General features: G+C 45.0%; 23 protein-coding genes and 1 pseudogene. 8 read left to right on the plus strand and 16 right to left on the minus strand.

The annotated features are described in order from the left end of the window. Positions 1–186: 186 nt before the first annotated feature. Positions 187–1,512: a Na+/H+ antiporter family protein gene (locus QTN95_RS09835; RefSeq protein ID WP_331417352.1), complete on the minus strand. Its 1,326-nt coding sequence runs from the start codon at positions 1,510–1,512 to the stop codon at positions 187–189. Between the two features lie 28 nt (positions 1,513–1,540). Further along, positions 1,541–2,200 carry a ribonuclease T gene (gene rnt, locus QTN95_RS09840; RefSeq protein ID WP_138972075.1) on the minus strand — a complete coding sequence of 220 codons (660 nt, stop codon included), beginning with the start codon at positions 2,198–2,200 and terminating at the stop codon, positions 1,541–1,543. A gap of 236 nt (positions 2,201–2,436) precedes the next feature. On the opposite strand from rnt, the gene motY reads away from it, so the two are divergent. Next, on the plus strand, positions 2,437–3,282 hold the full coding sequence (motY, locus tag QTN95_RS09845; RefSeq protein ID WP_331417398.1) for a flagellar protein MotY: 846 nt from the start codon (positions 2,437–2,439) through the stop codon (positions 3,280–3,282). 66 nt (positions 3,283–3,348) lie between these two features. Here motY and QTN95_RS09850 read toward each other — a convergent pair whose 3' ends face one another. From QTN95_RS09850 to QTN95_RS09910, 13 genes and pseudogenes are all read right to left on the minus strand, one after another. Further along, positions 3,349–3,786, minus strand: a complete 438-nt coding sequence (locus tag QTN95_RS09850) for a DUF2753 domain-containing protein (protein WP_331417353.1) — start codon at positions 3,784–3,786, stop codon at positions 3,349–3,351. 116 nt (positions 3,787–3,902) lie between these two features. Then, positions 3,903–4,319 carry a lactoylglutathione lyase gene (gene gloA / locus QTN95_RS09855; protein ID WP_269376200.1) on the minus strand — a complete coding sequence of 139 codons (417 nt, stop codon included), beginning with the start codon at positions 4,317–4,319 and terminating at the stop codon, positions 3,903–3,905. A gap of 12 nt (positions 4,320–4,331) precedes the next feature. Then, complete coding sequence (gene nth / locus QTN95_RS09860) at positions 4,332–4,973, minus strand: endonuclease III (protein ID WP_331417354.1); 642 nt, start codon at positions 4,971–4,973, stop codon at positions 4,332–4,334. Between the two features lie 54 nt (positions 4,974–5,027). Beyond that, on the minus strand, positions 5,028–5,720 hold the full coding sequence (locus tag QTN95_RS09865) for an electron transport complex subunit E (RefSeq protein WP_138973628.1): 693 nt from the start codon (positions 5,718–5,720) through the stop codon (positions 5,028–5,030). After that, on the minus strand, positions 5,713–6,348 hold the full coding sequence (gene rsxG / locus QTN95_RS09870) for an electron transport complex subunit RsxG (protein WP_269376197.1): 636 nt from the start codon (positions 6,346–6,348) through the stop codon (positions 5,713–5,715). Before rsxG ends, QTN95_RS09865 begins: the two co-directional genes overlap by 8 nt. 9 nt (positions 6,349–6,357) lie before the next feature. Further along, a complete protein-coding gene (rsxD, locus tag QTN95_RS09875) occupies positions 6,358–7,404 on the minus strand; it encodes an electron transport complex subunit RsxD (RefSeq protein WP_138973626.1) in 1,047 nt (348 codons plus the stop codon). Next, positions 7,404–9,593 (minus strand): electron transport complex subunit RsxC, encoded by a 2,190-nt coding sequence (gene rsxC / locus QTN95_RS09880; RefSeq protein WP_331417355.1) that lies wholly within the window; start codon positions 9,591–9,593, stop codon positions 7,404–7,406. The genes rsxD and rsxC overlap by 1 nt, the downstream gene beginning before the upstream one ends. 8 nt (positions 9,594–9,601) lie before the next feature. Then, positions 9,602–10,186, minus strand: coding sequence for an electron transport complex subunit RsxB (gene rsxB / locus QTN95_RS09885; RefSeq protein ID WP_138973624.1), 585 nt, complete (start codon positions 10,184–10,186; stop codon positions 9,602–9,604). Beyond that, positions 10,186–10,767: an electron transport complex subunit RsxA gene (gene rsxA / locus QTN95_RS09890; protein WP_006878603.1), complete on the minus strand. Its 582-nt coding sequence runs from the start codon at positions 10,765–10,767 to the stop codon at positions 10,186–10,188. The genes rsxB and rsxA overlap by 1 nt, the downstream gene beginning before the upstream one ends. A gap of 114 nt (positions 10,768–10,881) precedes the next feature. Then, positions 10,882–11,130: a hypothetical protein gene (locus tag QTN95_RS09895; RefSeq protein WP_331417356.1), complete on the minus strand. Its 249-nt coding sequence runs from the start codon at positions 11,128–11,130 to the stop codon at positions 10,882–10,884. Between the two features lie 54 nt (positions 11,131–11,184). After that, positions 11,185–11,991 (minus strand): Ig-like domain-containing protein, encoded by an 807-nt coding sequence (locus QTN95_RS09900; RefSeq protein ID WP_331417357.1) that lies wholly within the window; start codon positions 11,989–11,991, stop codon positions 11,185–11,187. Positions 11,992–11,999: 8 nt separating this feature from the next. Beyond that, on the minus strand, positions 12,000–12,992 hold the full coding sequence (locus QTN95_RS09905; protein WP_331417358.1) for an OmpA family protein: 993 nt from the start codon (positions 12,990–12,992) through the stop codon (positions 12,000–12,002). 257 nt (positions 12,993–13,249) lie between these two features. Continuing rightward, positions 13,250–13,581: pseudogene (locus QTN95_RS09910) on the minus strand (PBPRA1643 family SWIM/SEC-C metal-binding motif protein). Between the two features lie 272 nt (positions 13,582–13,853). On the opposite strand from QTN95_RS09910, the gene QTN95_RS09915 reads away from it, so the two are divergent. The 3 genes from QTN95_RS09915 (at position 13,854) to QTN95_RS09925 (ending at position 16,210) form a co-directional block, all read left to right on the plus strand. Beyond that, a complete protein-coding gene (locus tag QTN95_RS09915) occupies positions 13,854–14,885 on the plus strand; it encodes a M23 family metallopeptidase (RefSeq protein ID WP_331417359.1) in 1,032 nt (343 codons plus the stop codon). Further along, positions 14,771–15,226 (plus strand): bactofilin family protein, encoded by a 456-nt coding sequence (locus QTN95_RS09920; protein ID WP_138973620.1) that lies wholly within the window; start codon positions 14,771–14,773, stop codon positions 15,224–15,226. The genes QTN95_RS09915 and QTN95_RS09920 overlap by 115 nt, the downstream gene beginning before the upstream one ends. Positions 15,227–15,340: 114 nt before the next feature. Further along, a complete protein-coding gene (locus tag QTN95_RS09925) occupies positions 15,341–16,210 on the plus strand; it encodes a mechanosensitive ion channel family protein (RefSeq protein WP_331417360.1) in 870 nt (289 codons plus the stop codon). Positions 16,211–16,321: 111 nt separating this feature from the next. On the opposite strand, the gene QTN95_RS09930 is transcribed toward QTN95_RS09925, so the two are convergent. Next, entirely contained in the window at positions 16,322–17,188 is an 867-nt protein-coding gene (locus QTN95_RS09930; protein ID WP_331417361.1) for a universal stress protein, read from the minus strand. 529 nt (positions 17,189–17,717) lie between these two features. On the opposite strand from QTN95_RS09930, the gene QTN95_RS09935 reads away from it, so the two are divergent. The 4 genes from QTN95_RS09935 to csy1 all read left to right on the plus strand — a co-directional run bounded on the left by QTN95_RS09935 (position 17,718) and on the right by csy1 (position 24,381). Beyond that, positions 17,718–18,554, plus strand: a complete 837-nt coding sequence (locus QTN95_RS09935) for a WYL domain-containing protein (RefSeq protein ID WP_331417362.1) — start codon at positions 17,718–17,720, stop codon at positions 18,552–18,554. A 114-nt stretch (positions 18,555–18,668) separates the two neighbouring features. Beyond that, on the plus strand, positions 18,669–19,658 hold the full coding sequence (cas1f, locus tag QTN95_RS09940; protein WP_331417363.1) for a type I-F CRISPR-associated endonuclease Cas1f: 990 nt from the start codon (positions 18,669–18,671) through the stop codon (positions 19,656–19,658). Further along, positions 19,655–23,044: a type I-F CRISPR-associated helicase Cas3f gene (cas3f, locus tag QTN95_RS09945; protein ID WP_331417364.1), complete on the plus strand. Its 3,390-nt coding sequence runs from the start codon at positions 19,655–19,657 to the stop codon at positions 23,042–23,044. Before cas1f ends, cas3f begins: the two co-directional genes overlap by 4 nt. Continuing rightward, positions 23,029–24,381, plus strand: coding sequence for a type I-F CRISPR-associated protein Csy1 (gene csy1, locus QTN95_RS09950; RefSeq protein ID WP_331417365.1), 1,353 nt, complete (start codon positions 23,029–23,031; stop codon positions 24,379–24,381). Before cas3f ends, csy1 begins: the two co-directional genes overlap by 16 nt. Position 24,382: the final 1 nt, after the last annotated feature.

Below are 24,382 nucleotides of genomic sequence, written 5' to 3' on the forward strand. Positions count from 1 at the left end.
TGAGAGTTGCTCAACAGAGAATTGATGAACTTGGTTAAGTGCTTGTCTTAGAAACATAAAAAAATCCGAGTGTCTGGAATACACTCGGATTTTGACACCTTGAAAGGATCGTTCAACCGATCATTTAAGCCTTAACTGATCGGCATTAGACCTAAGGTCAGCTTTTTTTGTATGTGTTTGTCGTGATTACAACACCATTGCTGCAATCCAACCAAATACAATCAGTGGGATATTGTAGTGGATAAAGGTTGGTACCACGGTTTCCCAGATATGTTCGTGTTGACCATCAGCATTTAGACCAGATGTTGGGCCTAAGGTTGAATCAGAAGCCGGAGAACCTGCATCACCCAAAGCTGCTGCGGTACCAACTAGTGCGATAGTGGCCATCGGTGAGAAGCCGAAAGCTGCAGCGAGTGGTACGTAAATAGTGGCAAGAATTGGAATGGTTGAGAATGATGAACCAATCCCCATTGTTACCAACAGGCCAACAACCAGCATCAGTAGTGCCGCCATAGGTTTGTTATCACCAATACTGGTTGAAAGTGCTTCAACGAGAGATTCAACACCACCCGTTTGTTTCATCACTGCGGCAAAACCTGCCGCTGCAATCATGATAAAGCCGATCATTGCCATCATGTGAACACCTTTAGTGAACACGTCATGGGTTTCTTTCCACGCAATCACACCGCGGAAAGTAAACACCATGAAGCCAGCAAGGCCACCAATAATCATAGAACCAGTTGAAAGCTGAACGCTAAGAGCGGCAACAATACCGACAGCGGCAACCAATACGTTTTTCTTGTTGATCTCCTTTGGACCTTCTTCAACATGAGTCAGCTCAGTTTCTTTGTACTGGCGAGGCTTGCGATAGCTAAAGAAAATCGCAGTAACAAGACCAAACACCATACCAGCAGCAGGAAGCAGCATAGCAACAGGCACTTGGCTTGCAATGACGCTTTCTAGGCCGTTCTCGTGCAAGTTTTTCAGCAGAATGTTGTTGAGGAAGATACCGCCAAAACCAATCGGTAGCACCATGTAGGGTGTAACGAGACCAAACGTCAGTACACAAGCAATCATACGACGATCGAGGTTTAGCTTGGCAAACACGCCTAGTAGAGGTGGAATAAGAATTGGGATAAAGGCGATGTGAACAGGAATAATGTTTTGTGATGACATAGTCACCAAAACTAATGCAACCAGCACCGCGTACTTCAAGCCAGTTGACGCCGATGCGTTTTCTTTACCGTGAATACGTTTAATCACGCTATTTGCTAGCAGGTCTGTGATTCCAGAGCGAGAGATAGCAACAGCAAAAGTACCGAGCATTGCATAGCTTAGAGCGATGGTAGCGCCACCACCTAGACCACTTTCAAATGCGGAGATAGCTTGATTCAGTTCCATACCTGAAACCAAGCCACCGACGATAGCACTGAATGTCAGTGCGACCACGACATTGACTCGCATCAGTGCTAAAGCAAGCATGACACATACAGAAATGACAACAGGGTTCATAATTTACTCGTAAGTTGTGTTTACATTTTTATTTTATTGTTTCAGCATCCGATGCAACGAGTGGCCAGCCACCAAGAGCTTTCCATTTATTGACAATGCCGCAAAAGAGCTCAGCCGTTTTTTGAGTATCGTATAGAGCTGAGTGGGCTTCTTTATTGTCAAATTCCATCCCAGCCGTTTTGCACGCTTTAGCCAAAACAGTCTGACCGTAGGCCAAACCACTTAGTGTTGCAGTATCAAAGGTAGCGAAGGGGTGAAATGGGACACGCTTTAGCTTGCAGCGCTCACTCGCTTCCATCACGAAATTGTGATCGAAAGTTGCGTTGTGAGCGACCATGATGGCGCGGCTACAATCTGCAGCTTTTTGTTCCTTGCGCACAAGCTTGTAGATTTCCTTGAGAGCATGGTCTTCTGTCACAGCACCACGCAGCGGACTATATGGATCGCGAATCCCATTAAAGTCGAGCGCTTCTTTTTCAATGTTAGCGCCCTCAAAAGGTTCGACATGAAAATGAATGGTTGACGCGGGGACAAGATCGCCGTTTTCGTCCATCTTTAGAGTAATGGCACAGATTTCCAGTAGGGCATCTGTTTTGGCGTTGAATCCCGCAGTTTCCACGTCAATAACGACGGGAAAGTAACCACGGAATCGTTTTTTTAGCGTCAATGCTTCGTTTTCTATAGTCATGTGTGCTTCGTATTATGTGACAGGGCAGGCATTATTGCAGATTCTTTCAGCAAGAAAAACCGTTAATGCTGATTGAAAAAGAAACATTGGAAATTTGTACTATACAAATGTGTTGGCTAGATTTTTGCATTGTATTTGTCGCGGGCGATTGAGCGGCAAAAGCCACCTCGCTAGAGTTCAGTTAAGAGAAGAAGTATCGTATGAAGAAGTTGTTTGCAACCAGTTTAGCCTTGTCCATGACAGCGTTTACTGCCCAAGCGTATGCGTTGGATAAGCAGTATGTTGCAAAGCCTCAGCAATCGACGTGGCAAATGGTTGCCAATACACCATTGGAATGTCGACTCGTACATCCTATCCCTAATTATGGTGATGCGGTGTTTTCTTCTTACGCCAGTAAGAAAATCAATCTCGACTTTGAGCTCAAGATGAAACGCCCTATGGGGCAAACTCGTGATGTTAGCCTTGTCTCTATGCCTCCAGCTTGGCGACCAGGAGAAGGTGCAGACCGGATAACCAGTATCCGCTTTTTCCAACAGTTTGATGGCTATGTTGGCGGACAAACTGCGTGGAATATTCTGGGTGAGTTAGAGAAGGGGCGATACCCGACATTCAGTTATCAAGAATGGCGCAGCCGTGACGAAAGAATAGAGGTTGCACTCTCATCGGTGCTTTTCCAACGTTCTTACAATGTCTTTAGTGATTGTATTGCCAATTTACTGCCTTACAGCTTCGAAGATATCGCATTTACTATTCTTCACTATGACCGTACTAGCGTAGAGCTGAATAAACAGTCACAGAAACGCTTGGCGCAAATTGCTGAATATATTAAGCACAACCGAGATATCGATTTAGTGCTTGTCTCAACCTATACCGATGCCGATGATAGTAAGAGTTCGAGCCAAAACTTATCGGAACGACGTGCAGAAGTGTTGCAAGAATACTTTAAGTCGTTAGGCTTGCCGGAAGATCGTATCCGGGTTCAAGGTTATGGTAAACGTCGACCGATTGATGATAACTCATCACCAATTGGCAAAGACAGAAACCGCCGTGTCGTTATATCCTTGGGTCGTACTCAGGTTTAAACCGCTGAGCAACTCAATAGCTAAAAGCCAGCATATCGCTGGCCTTTAGCTATTGAGGGCACCAGATCAGTTTAATCTGAATTTAGCAATCAGATTACAATTGGTAGCAGTATCAATATCTTGCACCATTCTAGCGATGTTTGGATTAGGGTGTCTTTTCATAAATTCGATCAGGGCTTTCTTACAGCATCCCATCGAGTCAATGAAAGCATCGCACTGGGTATTTGGGCATTGTGGGACGAGAGTCAGTACTTTTTCTGATGCTAGTTGAAGATACTTCAGTTCATATTTCTCGTCGCCAATATTGCGCCAGAACATCGCCATGTTGTGGCACGATATCACTGAAATCATCAAACGATCTTCTACATCGACCTCGTCTTGCTCACTAATACGTTCACTCAGAGTGAGCGCTTGTTGGTAATGAAGTATGCCACGTAGATGGTCATCATCACTCATGGCTAGATCAGCCAGCAAGGTATGCTTCTCCCATTCGGTAATGTCCATGTTATCAATCTCCTCGGTGCGAACAGTTAGAGATTAAGTGATAATCATTATCAAGTAAAGTCTAAAAATTAGGACAGCGAGTTGCTGTCCTAATGTTTGATTGATGTTAGGGCGTTTTAGCCTTCCAAACCTGCAGAAGCTTGCTTGTTTTGGATCAGCTCGATCATGTAACCGTCTGGGTCTTTAACAAACGCGATATGTGTTGTACCGCCTTTAACAGGGCCAGGTTCACGAGTCACATTGCCTCCTGCAGCTTTGATCGCATCGCAAGTTGAGTAAATGTCGTCGACGCCAATAGCGATGTGTCCAAATGCTGTGCCTAGGTCGTATTCCGTCGTTCCCCAGTTGTAGGTCAGCTCAATCACAGCGCCTTGAGATTCGTCACCAAAGCCAATGAAGGCTAGCGTGTATTCGTACTCTTTATTTTCATTAGTACGAAGTAGCTGCATTCCCATTACTTCAGTGTAAAACTTGATTGATTTATCTAAGTCACCAACACGAAGCATCGTGTGTAAGATGCGTCCATTTGACATTGTTATGCTCTCCTAGTTTTCTGGATATACTTTTTCTTTAAATTCACAAAGGTCTTCTATGATACAGCTGCCACAACGTGGTTTGCGTGCTACACAAGTGTAGCGACCATGGAGGATTAACCAATGATGAACATCGAGTTTGAATTCTTTAGGCACAACTTTGAGTAGCTTCTCTTCCACTTGGTCAACGTTTTTCCCCATTGCAAGCTTGGTGCGGTTGGCAACGCGGAAGATATGAGTGTCGACAGCAATTGCTGGCCAGCCAAACGCGGTATTGAGAACGACGTTGGCGGTCTTTCGTCCCACCCCTGGCAGTGCTTCTAACGCTTCTCTATTTTCAGGTACTTCGCCGCCGTGCTGTTCGATTAAGATCTTACAAGTCTTGATAACATTTTCGGCTTTGGAGTTGAACAGACCGATGGTCTTAATGTACTCCTTGACGCCATCAACACCGAGATCGAGCAGCCCTTGTGGCGTGTTTGCAACCGGATAGAGCTTGTCTGTGGCTTTGTTGACACTGACATCCGTTGCTTGTGCTGATAACAGAACGGCAATTAAAAGCTCAAAAGGTGTGTTCCAGTTCAGCTCTGTTTGAGGGTTCGGGTTATCTTCCCTCAAGCGTTCCAGTATTAGTATTCGTTTCTCTTTGTTCATTTGAGGCTGCTTTCCAGTGTTTTATGCCACGCGAATAAAAGAATGCGCGGTTTTTTATTGGTTGGTTACGCGAGCTCGTTCAATAGTCTGTTTTTGTTGTTTTGGCTGACGAGCTTGGACTTGTTTGTCGATGACGTTTTTCGCTGCGATCAGTAGTCCCACGCCGATGAAGGCACCCGGTGGTAACAGCGCCAGTAGGAAGCTGTTATCGAAATGGAAAATTTCTATGCGCAAAGATGTTGCCCATTCACCCAATAGCAAATCTGCACCATCAAATAGAGTGCCGTTACCGATGATCTCACGCATAGCACCCAACACCACCAGTACACTCGTCATGCCTAAGCCCATCCAAAACCCATCTTGTGCAGAGGGCAGAACATCGTTTTTCGACGCAAAAGCTTCAGCGCGACCAATGATGATACAGTTGGTCACAATTAAAGGGATGAAGATGCCTAGTGATAGGTATAAACCGTAAGCATAGGCGTTCATCAACAACTGCACGCAAGTCACCAATGCGGCAATGATCATCACAAACACCGGAATACGTACCTCTTTAGGCACGTAATCACGGACTAATGATACGGTGACGTTTGAGCCAACCAGCACCAATAGCGTTGCGATTCCAAGTCCAAGTGCGTTGGTCACGGTAGAAGAGACCGCTAACAGTGGGCACAGACCAAGAAGTTGAACTAACGCAGGGTTGTTATCCCACATGCCGTTCTTAATCAGTGTTTTATGATCACTCATTGTTGCCTCCACATGTGAGTGGCTGAGCCAGTATTTGATCTCGGTGAGTATTGACGTACTCAGCCGTCTTTTTGACCGCTTTCACAACGGCTCGTGGTGTAATGGTTGCACCGGTAAACTGATCAAATTGACCGCCATCTTTGCGAACTTTCCAATCGGCTTGATTGCTATCAGTCAAAGACTTACCCGCAAACCCTAAAATCCAGTCGCTGATGCGTAGATCAATTTTATCACCAAGCCCAGGTGTTTCTTGATGGCTAAGAACACGAGTACCAGAAATCGTACCATCTTGTTTGATACCGACGATGATTTTAATCGCTCCGTTATAGCCATCTGGTGCGATAGCTTCAATTGCCATGGCGGAAGGTTGACCATTTAGTGTCGCCATGTACACAGGCATGTCAGCATCAGTGCCCAGAAGTGGGCTATTGACCAGAGTACAGGCCTTATAGAGCTCATTATCGTGCAGATCGTGAGGGATCACCTGATTGAGTACTGATAGCAATTGTTTCTGTTGCTGCAAGTTGATCTGATCTTTAGTCAGATAGTTTGTCAGTGCCACCACACCTGTAGAAGCGCAGGCAAAAATAGCCAGTACGGCACCATTTTTTCGAATAGCGTTTAACATGACGTAACCTTAATGCCCATAAGTTCTTGGTTTGGTGTAGTAATCAATCAGAGGTACACACATGTTGCCAAGCAGTACAGCGAACGCCACACCATCAGGGAATCCACCCCAACTGCGAATAATAAACACCATAGCACCGATAAAAGCACCGAAGATGAGACGCCCCTTAACTGTTGTTGACGCTGAAACGGGATCGGTTGCGATAAAGAAGGCGCCAACCATGGTTGCACCAGATAACAGATGTACGATAGGCGAAGCGGTTGTGCCAGGCATAAACAGCGCAAATAGGCTGCTGATTAGCGTTAAACCGATCAGAAAACCTACTGGGATGTGCCAATTAATGACTCTTAGTTTAATTAGCAATAGTCCACCAGCGAGATAGGCGAGGTTAACCCACTCCCAACCAATGCCAGCCAGACCACTAAATTGAGGTTGACTCAAAGCTTCGCTGCTCGTGTGGCCGGCTAAAAGTGAAGTTTTAAAGGCATCAAGTGGCGTCGCCATGGTAATACCATCAATGCCACTACGAATTTGCTGCAGCGACAGCCCTTCTAAATTTAGGCCTGTAAAAATCAGCGATAATGCATCACCACTGGAGATTGGTGTGGCTTGTAACTCGGCTGGAGAGATCCAACTGGTCATCTGTACTGGGAATGAAATCAGCAGTACAACGTAAGCAACCATAGCTGGGTTAAACAGGTTTTGACCGATACCACCGTACAAATGTTTTGCAATGATGATGGCAAAGATAAGGCCAATGGTAATCACCCACCAAGGAGACAAAGGTGGAATCGCGATGGCTAATAGCCAAGCCGTGACTAACGCACTGTTGTCTCTCAAGGCAGACATAGGATGGCGCTTTCGAGCGACCATCACCAAGGCTTCTAACGATAAACCAATCACAATTGCCATCATCAATTGGATGATGGTTCCCCAACCAAAGAAGTAGGTTTGGGCAGCCAAACCGGGTAGGGCGCAAAGCGCGACCCATTTCATAAGATCAGGAGTGCTTCTACGACTGTGCGCATGGGGTGAGCTGGCAATAAAAAAGGCCACTACTCTTTCTCCTCAAATTGTTTTTGTTGTTCTTGCTGTGCTTTACGAGCTTTAGCTCGGGCAATAGCCGCGGCAACCGCTGCCTTCTTAGGATCTTGCTCGGTTGTCGTACTTTCCTGAGATGGTTCCGGAGGTGTTTCAGATGGTAGCTCAGTCTCAGCACTATTTTGCTGCGCCTTACGTGCTTTAGCGCGAGCGATAGCGGCCGCAACGGCGGCTTTCTTCGCATCGCCAGCATCGGCAGATTCATCTTGTGCAGGTTTGTCAGCTTCGCCACTGTCTTGCTGCGCCTTACGTGCTTTAGCACGAGCGATAGCGGCCGCAACGGCGGCTTTCTTCGCATCGCCAGCATCAGCAGATTCATCTTGTGCAGGTTTGTCAGCTTCGCCACTGTCTTGCTGCGCCTTACGTGCTTTAGCACGAGCGATAGCGGCCGCAACGGCATCCTTTTTATCTTCTGATGCGCCCTCGACGTGTTGCGATTTCTCGGCTTTGCGTTCGCGGGCTTGACGTTTACGCTCTTCACGCAGTTTTGCCATTTCGCTGTTGTCTGGCTCAGATTTACCTTGTTGTTGGGCGGCAGCTTGCTTAGCTTTCGCTTTGGCAATGGCAGCGGCAACAGCAGGTTTGACCGCTTGACCTTCTTCAGCGTCAGCAGATTTCTGAGCTTTTACGCGAGCAATGGCCGCCGCAATGGCATCATCTTCGCCGCTGTTTTTCATCTCTTTACGACGATCTTCAGCCGCTTTCTTGAAGCGATTTTCACGTTGAGCTTTATCTCTTTCAAGACGAGCCTTCTTCTCTTCAAAGCGAATTCTGGCGCGTTCGGCCGCTTCAGATTCTTCTTTGCGAGTACGAATTTCGGCTTTAGCTTGGCGGTAATATTGAACCAGAGGTATTTCACTTGGGCAGACAAAAGCACAAGCACCACATTCAATACAATCCTTAATATTTTGCTCTTCACACTTATCGTACTCTTCCGCCTTGGCGTGCCAGACCAATTGCTGAGGAAGAAGTGAGGCAGGACAAGCTTCCGCACACTGACCACAACGAATACACGCCATCTCATATTGATTTGGCGAAATTTCTTTGCGCGTTGGTGCCAGAATACAGTTCGATGTCTTAGTGATAGGAACCTGTGCATGAGGCAAGGTAAAGCCCATCATCGGTCCACCCATGATCAAGCGTGGCAGCTTCTTATCAGCTTTGTAGCCAAATTCATCTAACAAAGCCTGAACTGGCGTTCCAATCAAAGCCCAGACGTTTCTAGGCTGCTTGAAGGTATCACCAGTTAACGTCACTACACGCTCAACCAATGCTTCACCATCACAAATGGCTCGTTTGATAGCCTGAAGTGAACCTACGTTTTGTACCAAGATACCGATATCTGCTGGGATACCACCATTAGGAACTTCTTTATTGGTCAGAATCTTGATTAACTGTTTCTCACCACCAGAAGGGTATTTGGTCGGAATAACACGGATGACAATATCTTTATCTTCGGCGGCTTGCTGAAGGGCCTCAACCGCTTGAGGTTTATTATCCTCAATCCCGATCACGGTCAGTTTTGGCTTTAGAATATGTTCAACAATTTCAATGCCTTTGATGATTTCATCTGCATGCTCACGCATCAGTACATCATCGGCGGTAATGTAAGGTTCACATTCAGCGGCATTGATGATTAAGATTTCAGTACGAGCAAGTCCAGATTGAATTTTCTTAGCCGTTGGGAAACCTGCGCCACCCATGCCGGAAACACCCGCCTGACGGATCTTTTCAATCAGTTCATCTGGCGTTCGCTGAGCGAAATCAGGCCAAGCCTCGCGTTCTTGCCATTGGTCTGTGAAGTCCGGTTCGATAACGATACAAACTTCGCTTAAACCCGACGGATGCGCGGTGGTTCGTGGTTCAATCGCCACCACAGTACCTGAGGTTGGCGCGTGAACAGGTAACATAAAGCTGGAGTCATACTTGGTGAGTGGCTGCCCTTTGAGAACCTTAGCTCCAACCTCAACTGCAAGGTTGCCCGGCTTACCGATATGCTGTTTGATAGGCAGGATAATTTGTGCCGGAACAGATGCGCGACTCAGCGGCAGCGAGACCGATTGAGCTTTGTTTTCCGCTGGGTGCACACCACCAGGGAAGCTCCAAAGTGCACCTGATTTTATTTTTTCGATTAGTGACAACATGCCAGTCCTTAATTCACACTTTTCTGCGCTGGCGCAGAATCGGTAATATCAACAACAGGAATGGCGTCCATCTGCCACTTCCAGCTCGCTGTAGTCGTTTCTACAGGGATCATTTCAATACAGTCAGTTGGGCACGGTGCGACACAAAGGTCACAGCCAGTGCATTCATCCTTAATGACTGTGTGCAGCGCTTTTGTACCGCCGACAATCGCGTCAACAGGGCACGCCTGAATACACTTAGTACAGCCGATACACATATCTTCATGGATAAAGGCGACGGTTTTTACCGCGTTCTCAAGGTCATGAGCAGAGTCTGTCGCTTCCACCCCCATTAAATCAGCCAGTTTTTCTATTGTCGCTTGGCCGCCTGGAGGACATTTGTTGATGTCATCACCATTGGCGATGGCTTCCGCGTAAGGGCGACAGCCAGGGTAACCACACTGACCACACTGGGTTTGAGGGAGAATGCTATCGATTTGATCGACAATAGGATCGGCTTCTACTTTGAAGCGAATCGAAGCAAAACCAAGCACGGCACCAAATACCGCCGCCAGCACAGCAATGGCTATAATCGCGATTAATATTGAGCTCATTACAACTTCACCAAACCTGTAAAGCCCATGAAGGCAAGCGACATCAGTCCTGCGGTAATCATTGCGATCGAGGCACCTTTGAAAGGCATAGGTACATCGGCCGCTGCAATTCGCTCACGCATAGAGGCAAACAAAATCAGAACCAGTGAGAAACCAACCGCAGCACCAAAGCCGTAAATGATCGATTCAATAAAGTTGTGGTTTTCATTGATGTTTAACAGAGCGACACCTAACACGGCACAGTTGGTGGTGATTAGGGGTAAAAAGATACCAAGCAGGCGATAAAGTGTTGGGCTGGTTTTGTGCACCACCATCTCTGTGAACTGCACAACGACTGCAATAACCAGAATGAAACTCATGGTTCTTAGGTATTGAAGATTGAGCGGATCAAGGATGTAGCTCTCCACGAGATACGCACACACTGACGCTAAGGTTAAAACGAACGTAGTCGCTAACCCCATTCCAATTGCTGTTTCTAGCTTTTTCGATACGCCCATGAATGGACATAAACCCAGAAACTTCACCAGTACAAAGTTGTTGACCAGCACAGTGCCAACCAACAACAAAAGATATTCGGTCATAATTATATAGTGTTGAAATTCCGATCCCGACATTATCCTGCTTTGCTCGTCCAATAACAACCAACGAAAGATAAGGTTTTCTATTGTTGAGTAAAAATTATACGGGATATTGAATCATTTGTGGGTAAATTGCTGGCATTTATCAACTAATGAATGCAAGGTTAACCACTGCTGGTTAATCTGTTTTGCCAGTTGAGCGGGCAGAACCTTAAACAGCCGTTCAATACCTTGTTGATCGGCGGTCAGACCAAGTGTTTTCATGGCCTGACTCCGTATATTTGCATGATGCTCTAACTGTTTAAGCAGTGGCGCTTGCTGATCAATGTTGTATTGCAAGCTGGTCGCATCGAAGGTCAGATACACATTGTAAACCTCCCCTAATGAGCGACTTTCTTGTTTTTATACTGAATGAGTTAATTAAGGCTCTGAGATACAGGATACGTAGAACGTGACACTTGGGTTTATGCTGATGATGATACCAGAGTTAAGATCTACTTCGTAATAAAGAGATCCGTCAGGCGTAATTGACCAGTAACTTTGGTAGGTCGGCCAACCATGCGCAGTAAACATGTTACCAAATCTATCAAACAGCTCCACTTTTAACTCGTCTTTTGTTGCTAGGCGCCAGTTAGTACGCCCACCGATACTATAGGTGTTATAGTTAACACATAGAGTGTTGGCGTTAGCCCAGTTGAATTGATAGAAATCACCTGTGGGGCCGTAACTCCCATTTTCAGTATAAGTTCCATTAGTTATGGCACCTACACTAATACTGTCTAAATAAGCTACAGATGGGGAGTTGGTAAACAATTTTCCATTACCGACATCGAAAATATCAATACATGCACCAGCTAGATCACACACATTGACATTCACCGTATTACTTATAACGCCACCTTTCATGGCAGTGACCGCGGTACTACCTTTAGCGATACCGGTTAATAAACCTGAAGCTGAAATTGATGCGATGGTTGGATCTCCAACTATCGCCCATGTCACAGAATCACTTATATCAAATTCAGTTCCATCGTCAAATTTGGCCAGAGCTACTAACTGTTTCGTGCGTCCTTTTAACACCGAAATAGGTGAAGGAGTTACTGAAATCTCTATCACTGTCGCGTCGACTGACGACTGAGGTAACGAATTGAATGCCCCCTCAGAATTACAGCCAACCAACAATGTCAAGCCCACTAGGGTAAAAAAATTATTAAAAAACTGAATCATAATTTCCGTTAAATTTTAAAATTGGTGATAGTAATTTCAACTCTGCGGTTTTTGGCTCTCCCATCTTCTGTATTGTTGTCAGCAATAGGTCGAGATTCCCCTTCTCCTTGCCATTCAAGTTGTGTCGGTGCTACTCCCAATTCAATCAGTTTACTGACGGATGTTTGTGCACGATATTCAGAGAGTTTTTGATTGTAAGATGCTGAGCCTGTCGAGTCAGTGTGTCCAACCACAACAGCTTTAGCGTTGGGATAAGTTTTTAACACTGCAGCAACTTCAGCTAACTGGTCAATAAAATCATTACTGTGCTTAATAGAATCCAAATCAAATAATCCACTCGTGCTTTTCGACGAAAAAACAAGCGTTTGAGGGGGGGGGTTAACAGTGGAAGTTTCCTTAACCGGAGTTTCTTCAATCATAGAAGTGGAAGTGTCCCCGACTAACGTAGGCTGACTTGTAACATCAAATGTGTACATAAGACCAAAAATCATTCCTTGACTATCATACCTTCCCGTATTTAACTTACCTATACTATCAATATACTGGTAGCCTGCTGATAAGCTGACGTTAGAATTAAAGTGATAGTGCACCCCAACCTCGCCGAGAGGAGAAAAACCAGAGGCCTCGAGCTTATCAGATAAGTTGATTGTTTTTTCCATATCCCAATAAGCAACGCCTAGTCGACCATATAAGCTCAAATTGTCTTGTAGATACCAATCGTAACGCAGGGCACTTTCTATTAACCAAGTTTTTACGTCAACTGATGTGGCAGTAGCTTTTAATTTCTCATGATGTTGATAGCCGACATCCCAACTCCAAGATGGAGTAAACTGCAATCCACCATATACACCAACGATTGTTCCTTCTGGATTTGATTGATTGTAAGTATCGTCTAGAGCCCATTGGTATCCGCCCTTTAGTCCAATGAAAAACCGAGGAGACTCATCCGTAGCCAATACAGGAACACTTAACATACTTGCGAGTAATATCATATTTTTCATGGCTTTTATAATTCAAATAGTAATTAACCGTAATATTAACGCTATTATATAGAAATATCATGACGTTTAATGAAAACACAGATTATTCCTACGCGCGATGTCGGTGAGTTCGGTTATAAGTTATTTAAATTATAAGGTTGAGGTTTAAACATAGGCTTTGATGCGTAAGTCAATGCAACTAGGGGGCTTAGGCGTCAATATAGGCAGGTTGGAGGTTTATAAGCGTTATACCGCCGCGTGAGGGCGGTATTAGGAATCTAAGCGCAGCACTTCTTGTATTTTTTGCCGCTACCACAACTACAAAGGTCGTTTCTGTTTGTTTTTTTTCGAAAACCGTTGTTTTTGCCTTGTTCAGGAGCGTATCTAGCTCGATCGTATTTTCCTCTTGGCTTTCATCTACAGTGATGTTAGCGACAATCGAATGCTCCTGAGTGATGGTCTCGATTTCTTGTTTGCGTAACTCTGTCGGAACAACGATATTGATCGGTGCTTCTTCAGTACCTGCTTTGATGGCACGATTAACGTTGTAGCCTGACAGTACGTGATTTTGTCGAGTTTCGATTCGACCTTTAAAAAACAGCTTAGACATGCAGATACTCTTTACTTGGTATGTAAGAAATTGAGCAGGGATTATACGTATCGTATTAAAATGATAAAGCTGAAATTGGTGAAAATTTAGTGTCGTAGAAAAGCGGTATAGCAATAAACTTGGCACAGTATCGGAGCTATGCTTGCCAATAGGCGACAAGTTTAAATCTGATATTAAACGGATTTTATAAGACTGGAATCGAGTCAACGAATTTGCCCTTCCAATCTGATTTAGAGGAATTAGATTGCTAGAATTGCCAGCCTTGAGAACAAATGAATGTAACCCCTTGTATTTTTGACGTTATGAAATCCAGTAATTTTACAGTGGCGGTCTCTAGTGTAACGGGAACTCAATTCCTAAACCTATCGCCGCAAACTATTCGTCGCATCAAACTCAGCTTATTATTTGTTGCGCTGGTGTTTGGCGCTCTGGTCACTGTACTGGTGATACAACTAACTAATGTTGCAGACTCTCAATATCAAGCGCAGCAGCTGGCAGATAAAACCCAGCGGCTTGAGCAGCAATTGGCAGATAAAACCCAGCGGCTTGAGCAGCAATTGGCTGCTAAAGAGCAACAATTGAAACAACAGGTTCAAGATGCTGAGTCGCTCAAGAAAGAGCTGGTGTATGTCGAGCAGAAACTGAGTGGAATAGAGAAAGCGATGTCACTGCCGGACGAAGAGTTAGAATTGCGTGAGCGCGCGGATCTCGCAGCACTCAGCACCGCTGCTCGTCACCAGATGTTGCAATTAATTCCCAGCGGCAAGCCAGTCAAAATTGGTTACCTGTCGTCTAAATTTGGCACGCGTACTCATCCAGTGAAAAAGACGCGATCTATGCACCGTGGTATAGATTATGCCGTCAACATTGGTACGCCAATTTACGCACCTGCTGATGGTGTTGTTGAGTTAACACGCAAGAGTAATCAGGGCTCAGGTAACTTTCTGCGCATCATTCACTCATTTGGTTTTACGTCATCGTATTCCCACTTAAAAGCTTTCAAAGTGAAGCCTGGAGAATACGTTAAAAAAGGCGACCTGATTGGTTTGTCTGGAAATACTGGCCTGTCGACGGGTTACCATCTCCATTATGAGATCCGTATGGTAGGACGCGCCCTTGACCCACTGCCATTTACTCAATGGGAAATGAATAACTTTGCCGCGATTTTTGAATCGAATAAGGACATAGAATGGGATTATTTAGTAAACAAAATAGAGAATCGAATCGCCACCTCACACAGACTGTCATCGCTGACGGAGCCGACATCAGCGGAGAACTCAAACTTACTTGTAATATCCAAATAGATGGCCGAGTCACAGGCAGTATTGAGACAGACCAAACCGTGACTATCAGCGCAACTGGTTCGGTTGAAGGTTCAGTGAAAGCGGATCGTTTGGTCGTTAATGGCCATTTTCGTGGCAAAGTGTACACCAAGAGTGTTGAGATACTGGGTGACGGTCGCCTAGAAGGTGAGGTTTCTGCGGGAGAGTTTACGATTCAAAAAGGCGGTGTATTCCTAGGTAACTCGAAAAACGTTACCGCAGAAGAAGTGGTCACCATTGATTCGGTAAAAAAGATTAACACCAGCCAAGCTAGTAAAGACAAACGCAACGATAACAAAGAAGCTGTCGGCCAGTGTGCTTGATTGCGCCAAAAGCAAAAGTTGTTACGGCGCATACCAATACCCCGCAGCGATAATCATGAGTTCATGATATAGATAACGACAAAACAAATAGGTGATGTACTAAGAGGGATGAGTATGTTGGAAAAGGTAATTTCTTGGTTGGAAATGACACTTTTTACCTTTAACGATCAACCAGTGACACTATGGGCTATTCTGGCGGTACCCACTTGGGTTGTGGTCAGTTTATGGGTCTCTAAGTTACTCATAAAAGGCGTTCGCGCAAAACTAACATCATCGGGTAAGGACCCAAATATTGTGCACTTAATCGAGCGAGTGCTCTTTGTTTTCGCACTTGGTGTTATTTTCCTTACCACGTTATCAATGCTGAACATTCCTATCACCGCATTTGCCTTTCTTTCCGGTGCTATAGCGATTGGATTTGGTTTTGGTGCGCAGAATATCATTAACAACTTTATCAGTGGCTGGATATTGATAGGTGAAAAACCGATTCGTATTGGTGACTTTCTGGAGGTTGAAGGGGCAAAAGGAACAGTGGAACAAATTAACACTCGCTCGACACGAATTCGACGTGTTGATGGGGTTCATATGCTGATTCCTAATAGTAAACTGCTTGAAAATACGGTGATTAACTGGACTCTGAGGGATAAATTGGTAAGAGGTTCAGTCATTGTTGGAGTGGCGTACGGAAGTGATGTTCGGTTAGTTGAGAAGTTAATGCGTGATATTACCATCAACCACCCCAAAGTACTTTCAACCCCTGAAGTTGCGGTTTTTTTCCAGGATTTTGGAGACAACGCATTAGTCTTTGAAACGTTTTTCTGGATTAACTCACAGGTAGAAGGCGGGGTTCGGGCAGTAACCAGCGATATTCGTTTTGAAATTGACGCTATGTTCAAACAGCACGACATAACAATCGCTTACCCACAACGTGATATACATCTAGATGGTGCCCTCACCATCGTTAGAGAGTCGAAAAAAGCCTAAGCGGAGTTGACGCCAAAAGAGTTACCATGCTCTTTTGGCGTTTTTTAATCGTATTGATAGCAATGATCGCTATGGTTGATCCATAGGCTTTGCCATCGTGCTTTAGGTTGCCTACTTGGTGATAAGCAATAAATCACATGGCGGGTTGGCTATCAAAACATCCACGGTGCTACCAGACCAATAGCGAGACAACGCGGTCCGTTTACACGCCCCCATTGCCAAAATAGAAGCGTCGAGTGAGTTTGCCGCATTAGGCAAACCTTCTTCTGGGTTCGCTTCAATCAGTCGCAAAGGAAGCTGATAAAACTTATTGAGATTGAGAAATTCTTGTATCGCTAGCTTTTGGTTGGAGAGAATCTCTTTTGAGTAACGATATAGATAAGGTGCGACATACTGACAGTAGACGAGTGTGGTACTGGCGTTGAGTCTAGAGCCAATGTCTAAACTGCGGTTGATAATCGCTTTATCAATTTCGGCGTTTTTGTCCCCACGATGAAGTGGGTCAATAGCGGTGGCGAGCTTCAATTTCTGTGACCATTTTTTTTCGGTCAGCAGTAGTATGTCGTTACTTTGACTAGAGAGCTTTCTAAGTATCTGTGGTGCCAGTACGCCTTTGGCGTAATCAATAAGAAACAGATCGTTGTATCCCTGACATTGGTGAGTGAGTTGCTTCTCCCAGTTACTGCCCGAAAGTAGTTCGAAATTTACTTCGAGTGCGGCCAGTTCATACTCTGCTCGAATCTCTTCGATTTGCTCTAAGACAGAATCACACCACTGCATAAAGTAATCATCGTAACGAACAGAACTTTCTTCAGAGTGAAGGAGAAAGTCTAGAAAGGTGTGCTCCTCACTGCGCCTGTAGTCTTCAGCGTAGATACGCAAGGACTTGTTGGATGCCAGAGCAAAAAGAACCGCTTTCTTTAACACCCGACGTGATGGTTTGGCACTGACCTTGGTCAGTAGGTAGACTGCATTCATTTCAATATCCATTTGCGATTAAATGCGACAATAAGTCTTTGTATAGAAGGGATTTAATCCTGTAACTAAGCTTAGTCAAGTTTTAATTGGTACACCAATAGAAATATTGGTGACCAGCCGATTGATATCATACTTCACCTAGCCTCATGACCTCGACCAATAGCAAAGCATGTTTTCCGCTAACGATAGGGGAAGATATAGAAACGTTTAATAATGGCTAGATTCACTTTAGCCAGTCGGCAAGGAACGAAGCTTACCTTCTACCTCCTTTTAAGACCAATTCTAACTCAACGAATGGTGCATCCAGTTTCGAATGCTTCAGTAAAAGTTGTGCCACTCTAAAATTCTCCATTATGGCTTTGGAGCAAAGTTGCAGTCGTTTTCAAAGTTATACTTTGAAATACATTCCTTGCTCGATATCCCTCATTCCATTATTGTGAATTTCGATGTGTAATGTCGAAATAATCACGAACACATCTTATTGATTATGTTACGTTATGCTCATTGTTAGACGATAGGCATATTCAGCGTGACCATACACACTCTTCAAGAACGGCATCGATTTTTAGAAATGCTTGCCGTGTGGCAAGGCTATGTTCGTAACAAAGATCTGGTCGATCAGTTTTCGATTACCCGCCAACAAGCCTATCAGGATATCCGAGCCTACCAAGAGCAACATCCTGAACGGTTAAAGAAGATGGTGTCTGGTCCTTATCAATTTAGCGCGCAATATCTCTTTGAAGCCCCCAAACACTCGCTTGAGCATTATTTGCAGTGGTTCAGCACGGGTCAGTTTTATGCACCTCAGTCATCATTCAATGCAGCACTGGGTGAGCACAGCTCCGTTCCACAGCGTTATGTTGCACCACAGGTGATTGCAGCGCTAACGGCAGCGATTCGTCAGCAAAAACGCCTTGAGCTTGGCTATGTGTCACTGTCCAATCCCGAATGGGAAGGGCGAATTTTCCACCCCCATACCTTGGTTAAAACTGGTTTGCGTTGGCATGTTCGTGGCTACTGTGAAAAATCGCAGGACTATCGCGATTTGGTCTTAAGCCGCTGCCGCGGTGATGTTGAGTTACTCGATGCTTCAGATCACACCAAAGAAGATGATCGGGTTTGGAATACGCAGGTGGGGTTAATTTTCGCCCCTGATCCACGCTTAAATGACGAGCAAAAAGAAGTCATCGCCCACGATTACCAAATGGAAAACGGACAACTGCGTATAACCACACGTGCCGCATTGGTTGATTACCTACTCAAAGAGATGCAAGTCAAAACCCACTATCTCGAAGGCACGCCAGAAGCCCAACAACTGATTTTGCTTAACCCACGTGACGTCAAACCCTGGTTATTTGAACGTTAAAACTCAGCCAAGTCACGCTTAGGTAAAGTTACTTTACCTGAATAAATGTGCAGGATTGAGCTTTAGCAACAATCACATAAAGTGTATGCATAACCGTGAAACATGGAGCAAGTTATGGACGATCTCTCACCCTCCGATCTTAAAGTCATCCTACACTCAAAGCGCGCCAATATGTATTACTTGGAATATTGCCGAGTGATGCAAAAAGATGGCCGCGTGCTCTATTTGACCGAAGCCGACAAAGAAAACCTCTACTTCAATATTCCGATTGCTAATACCACCGTACTCATGCTCGGCAACGGCACCTCCATTACTCAAGCCGCAATGCGCATGCTCTCACAGGCCGGCGTATTGGTCGGATTTTGTGGCGGCGGCGGTACGCCACTGCACATGGCTTGCGAGGTGGAATGGTTCACGCCACAGAGCGAGTATCGCCCAACAGAATACTTACAAGGCTGGCTCTCATTCTGGTTTGATGATGAAAAGCGCTTGGCCGCCGCCAAACAATTTCAAAACGCACGGATTGATTATTTGCAGCGTGTTTGGCGCTCCGATCGAGAATTAACCCATGAGAAATTTAATCTACAAGATGAAGTCATCAAGCAATCCCTTGATACCTTTTACCAACGTACTGAAGCCGCGAGTAAACCAGCCGATCTGCTCCTCACTGAAGCGCAACTCACCAAAGCTCTGTACAAGTACGCCGCCAATAACACAGGCAAAGAAGGCTTTACGCGTCAGCATCAGCCGGATAAAAAATGCACCGACAAAGCCAACGATTTTCTCAATCACGGCAACTATTTAGCCTACGGGCTTGCGGCAAGCTGCCTGTGGGTGCTGGGCATTCCGCACGGCTTTGCCGTCATGCATGGCAAAACCCGCCGTGGTGCCTTAGTATTTGATGTCGCCGACTTAATCAAAGATGCGATTGTGCTGCCGTGGGCGTTTGTTTGCGCCAAAGAGAACGCCAGCGAACAAGAGTTTCGCCAACAAATTCTGCAAGCCTTCATCGAACACAAAGCGCTCGACTTCATGTTTGACACAGTGAAACACGTCGCACTGAAAGGCAAAGAGGAAGAAGAGCGCGAGGCACACCAATTATGATGGTCACCTTTGTTAGCCAATGTGAGAAAAACGCTCTCAAGAAAACCCGCCGTGTACTGGATGCCTTCGCCAACCGCATTGGCGATAACACCTGGCAAACCCTCATCACCGAAGAAGGGTTACTCACGGTGAAAAAAATGCTGCGCCAAACCGCCAGCCGCAGCACTGCAGTGAGTTGTCACTGGATCCGCTCCCGCTCGCGCAGCCAGTTTTTGTGGGTAGTGGGTAATAGGCGGAAATTTACTTTGGAAGGTGTGGTACCAGTCAATAGAACCGCGCTAAATCTTGAACACAAAGAATGGGAACAAGGGTGGCAGCTTAATGAAGTCATATTGCTGGCAGCAAGCATAGCAGGTTTGTTTCATGACTTCGGTAAAGCCAACAACTTATTTCAAGCTAAACTAGCCGGAAAAACCAAGCAAAAAGGTGAACCGTATCGCCATGAATGGGTATCACTGAGGTTATTTGAAGCCCTTGTCAAAGGTAAAGCAGATGAAGCTTGGCTCACAGAATTGGCAACGCTTTCTGCTACAAAAGCGGCAGAGTTAGAGCAATCTATGCTCAGAAACCTGTGCAAGGATCACGAAAAGCAACAACGTGTGTTTGAGCATTTATCGCCTTTGGCAAAGCTTGTCGCTTGGTTAGTGGTGTCACACCACAGACTGCCCTTAGATCACCGTTGCGAATCACGAATAGAACAAATGGATCAATGGTTAAACACATGCGCTTCCAGCCATTGGAATTCAGCGAATGCCCTTGATCTAAATGTTTACAGTGCAGAAGCGGTTACGCAAAACTGGCTGTTTAAATTTGGCACACCTTTATTAAGCCGTACTTGGCAAAATAAGGCACAAAAACTGGCGATAAGAGCACTAAAAAATCCGATTTTTAGCGCTAAGAACTCAGATTGGTTAGGCCAAAGCTTTGTTTCCCATATTGCGCGAATGAGTTTGATGCTGGCAGACCACTATTATTCATCATTGCCTATTGAAAAATGTAAAACGGCATGGCGTGACATAAATTACCAACCTATTGCAAACACAGATAAAACAGCAAGCTCGGGAAAAAGTTCGGCGAAGCAACAGCTTGATGAACACAACATTGGCGTAGCGTCTAATACGCAGCGTTTTATTCAAAATTTACCAGCGCTTAAAATGACTTTGCCCGCTATTACGCAACACAGGTTGTTTACTAAAAGTGCCGAACAAGCAAAGTATCGTTGGCAAGATAAAGCGTTTGGCGAAATTAAAACGGTTGCAAAAGAATCCGAAAAAAGAGGTTTTTTTGGAGTCAATATGGCGTCAACTGGCTGCGGTAAAACCATTGCAAATGCTCGTATCATGTACGCTTTGGCTGACGAAAGGGAGGGTTGCCGATTTTCAGTAGCATTGGGATTGAGAACGCTCACTTTACAAACGGGAGATGCCTACAGAGATCTTTTAAAATTAGGCGATGATGAATTGGCGGTACTTGTTGGCTCTCAAGCGGTAAAAACCCTTCATCAGTTAAGCAAAGAACAAGAAATCGTTGGGTCTGGGAGTGAATCGGCGGATGACTTATTTGCTGACCTTTATGTTAGCTACCAAGGTCAAATTTACGATGGTCGGCTCAAGCATTGGCTAAGTAGTAGCCCCAAGCTAGAGCAGCTAGTTAGTGCTCCTGTTGTTGTCAGTACGATAGATCATTTAATGCCAGCGACTGAAAGTAAGCGTGGCGGTAAGCAGATCGCACCTATGCTACGTTTGTTAACCTCCGATTTAGTGCTCGACGAGCCAGATGACTTTGGTTTAGAAGATTTACCAGCACTATGCCGGTTGGTGAACTGGGCGGGGATGCTTGGCTCTCGAGTGCTACTGTCATCGGCTACCTTGCCACCAGCATTGATTAAAAATCTATTTGATGCCTATCAAAGTGGAAGGCAACAGTTTAATCAAGCGCAGTTTGGCGACAATCAAAATGGCTCTGTGGTGTGCGCATGGATTGACGAGTTTTCGAGTATAACAAAAGAAATCAGTGACAAAGACAGTTACCTTGAGCAACACAAAATCTATGTAGATAAACGCATTGCAAAACTGCAAAAACAGCAGAAAGTGTTGAGGAAAGGCCAGATTATTAAACTAGAGCCAGCTAAAGCGAGTTCCGTGTATCAACAAGTCGCTCAGACGATTTACACCAACATGCATCGACTACACGCTGCGCACCATACACAAAGCCCATGTGGTAAAAAGGTGTCGCTAGGGGTCGTGCGACTGGCAAACATTAATCCGATGGTCACCACGGCAAAAGCACTGCTTGCGATGCCAGCCATACCAGATCATGAAATATATTATTGTGTGTACCATTCTCAATATCCTTTGGCACTTCGCTCTTATAAAGAAACACGCCTCGATAATATATTGTCACGACATAATGAGAGTGATCTTTGGCAGCAGCCAGAAATTAACAAGGCATTAAAAGCCAGCAAAGCAAATAACTTAGTTTTTGTGGTCATGGGTACGTCGGTAGTAGAAGTTGGACGTGACCACGATTATGACTGGGCAATAGCTGAGCCAAGCTCAATGCGATCATTGATCCAACTGGCAGGCCGTATTCAACGCCACCGCCAACAAGTGCCAAGCGATAATAATTTGTATGTGCTGAATCAGAATATTCGCGCTCTGAATGGTGAATCAACGGCCTATTGTAAACCCGGTTTTGAAAGTAAAGCCTTGCCGCTTGCTGAGCACGATCTTAATCATTTGCTGGATACGGAGCTTGAAAATATATCGGCGATATCGCGAATCACTGAGCCTAATTTCAAGGGTGGAGATTTTATGTTTGACGTCCACAGCACTGGTAAACAAGCCAATAAAGTGACGAACTTTTTGGTACAAGAGCATAGAGCGCTTAGATTTACGTTAGAAAAGATAGGCGGAGATAATTATCAAAAGCAGTTTTACCGCAACGACAAAGAAGCCAACCTTTGGTGGCGCTCAACTCACCCACATGATGCCCACTGGAATGCCGAATTTATTCGCCAAACGGAATTCAGACAATCGCAGCCACAAGAAGCGTTTGTTTTGCGCGTCGAAGATGAGGCGCTATGTTGGAGCCAACTTGATACCAGCAAAAAACCGTATTGTTACGTCAGCAAAGAAACGCGTTTTACACAAGATAACCCCCCTTTAGCACAAGGGTGTCATTGGTGGTTTTCACACAGTGTGCTCGATACTTACCAGCATTACGCTAATGCACTTAATTCAACCTTACAACGGGCCAGTGAACAACTCGGCGAAGTGAGTTTGCGGGCAGAACAAAATGAACAATCTATTACCTGGAGTTGGCACCCACAACTGGGTATTTATCAGGATATAACAACGAAGGAAGACGAATGGACAACACCTTGAGCGATGCCATTGCCGATTATATCGAGCAACGCAAGCAAACTAAGCTCGAGCCACTTTTAAAAGCCTTAAACAAAGTGCTCGATAAAAGCGACGATCCGGTTGAGATAGCAAAAGCTAAAGCCGATTATGCAGAGCAAGCAACGCCAATTGAAGAGGCGTTTAAACCTGCTATCTGGTTAACTGATGCAGCAAAACGTGCCAAGCAAATCAGTTTGGCAACTCACGCTGCAAAATTTACTCACAGTGATGCTAAAGCTAGCAGCATATTAGTGACACAGTATGAGGTGAATAGCAGTTACGTAACAACAAGTTGCCTTAAAACAAAAACCATTGATGCGGTAGGTAATGCGGCTGCTCTTGATGTGGCAAAATTGTTAAAGATAGAAGTAAAAGGCGAAAGTTTAGTAACACAATTACAAGCGAATCACCTTAGTGCTTTAAAACCGTTTACCCAAGATGAGTGGTTGTTAAACGAATGGCAATCGGGCTTTAACGAAGCGCTGGGCGATGCAAAACTCGCCGGGCATACTTTAACCAAGCAGCTTTATTACCCAGTGAAGCAAGGTAACCAAGATGCACAGGCATATCACTTATTAGTGCCATTAACCTCTTCAGCGCTTGCCCATAAACTGCATAATGCAATTACTCAAACCCGTTTTGGCGATGAAGCTAAAGCAATAAAAGAAGCGCGTAAAAAAGGGCATTATCACCCACAAGATTCTGTCAGTTTTGTCGCGACTGCTATTCAGAATTTTGGAGGCTCAAAGCCACAAAATATCTCGCAGTTAAATAGCGAGCGTTATGGGCAAAGTTTTTTACTCAATTGTGCGCCGCCTACGTACCAAGCCCAGATCACATCACCAGCGCAACACACTAGCTTTTTTAATCGAGAGTTCAGTTATCAAACTGCGCAACACATTAAAGAGTTTAAAGCATTTTTAGCCAACTCAAAGGACAGTGACCGTAACTTTAAAACCCGTTACAAGCGTGACTTCTGGTACACACAGCCCATATTAGACACCATGTTTGAACGTGCTGCTTTACTACAAAACCAAACCGAAATAACAGGCTGGTCGACAGAGCCTTCAGCCAAAATGAAAAAAGCACATCGTTTGTGGCTTGATGTATTTAATCGTCACCCTGCGTTTCAAGCAGAGCGCGAAAAAGGTGAATGGTTAGAGGAAGTTGCCAACGATTTTGCCACTTGGTTGCTGAGAAAGTTAGAAAACAAAGATGTCTATATCCTAGGAGACAAAGAGCATCACTACTTCAAAAAATTGTGTTTTCAGCAGTTAAAAGCGTTTGAACGGCACACGCCAAAATGGGGAGGTCAATAAA

Origin of the sequence: Vibrio sp. M260112 (assembly GCF_036533775.1) — a bacterium.
Taxonomy (GTDB): domain Bacteria; phylum Pseudomonadota; class Gammaproteobacteria; order Enterobacterales; family Vibrionaceae; genus Vibrio.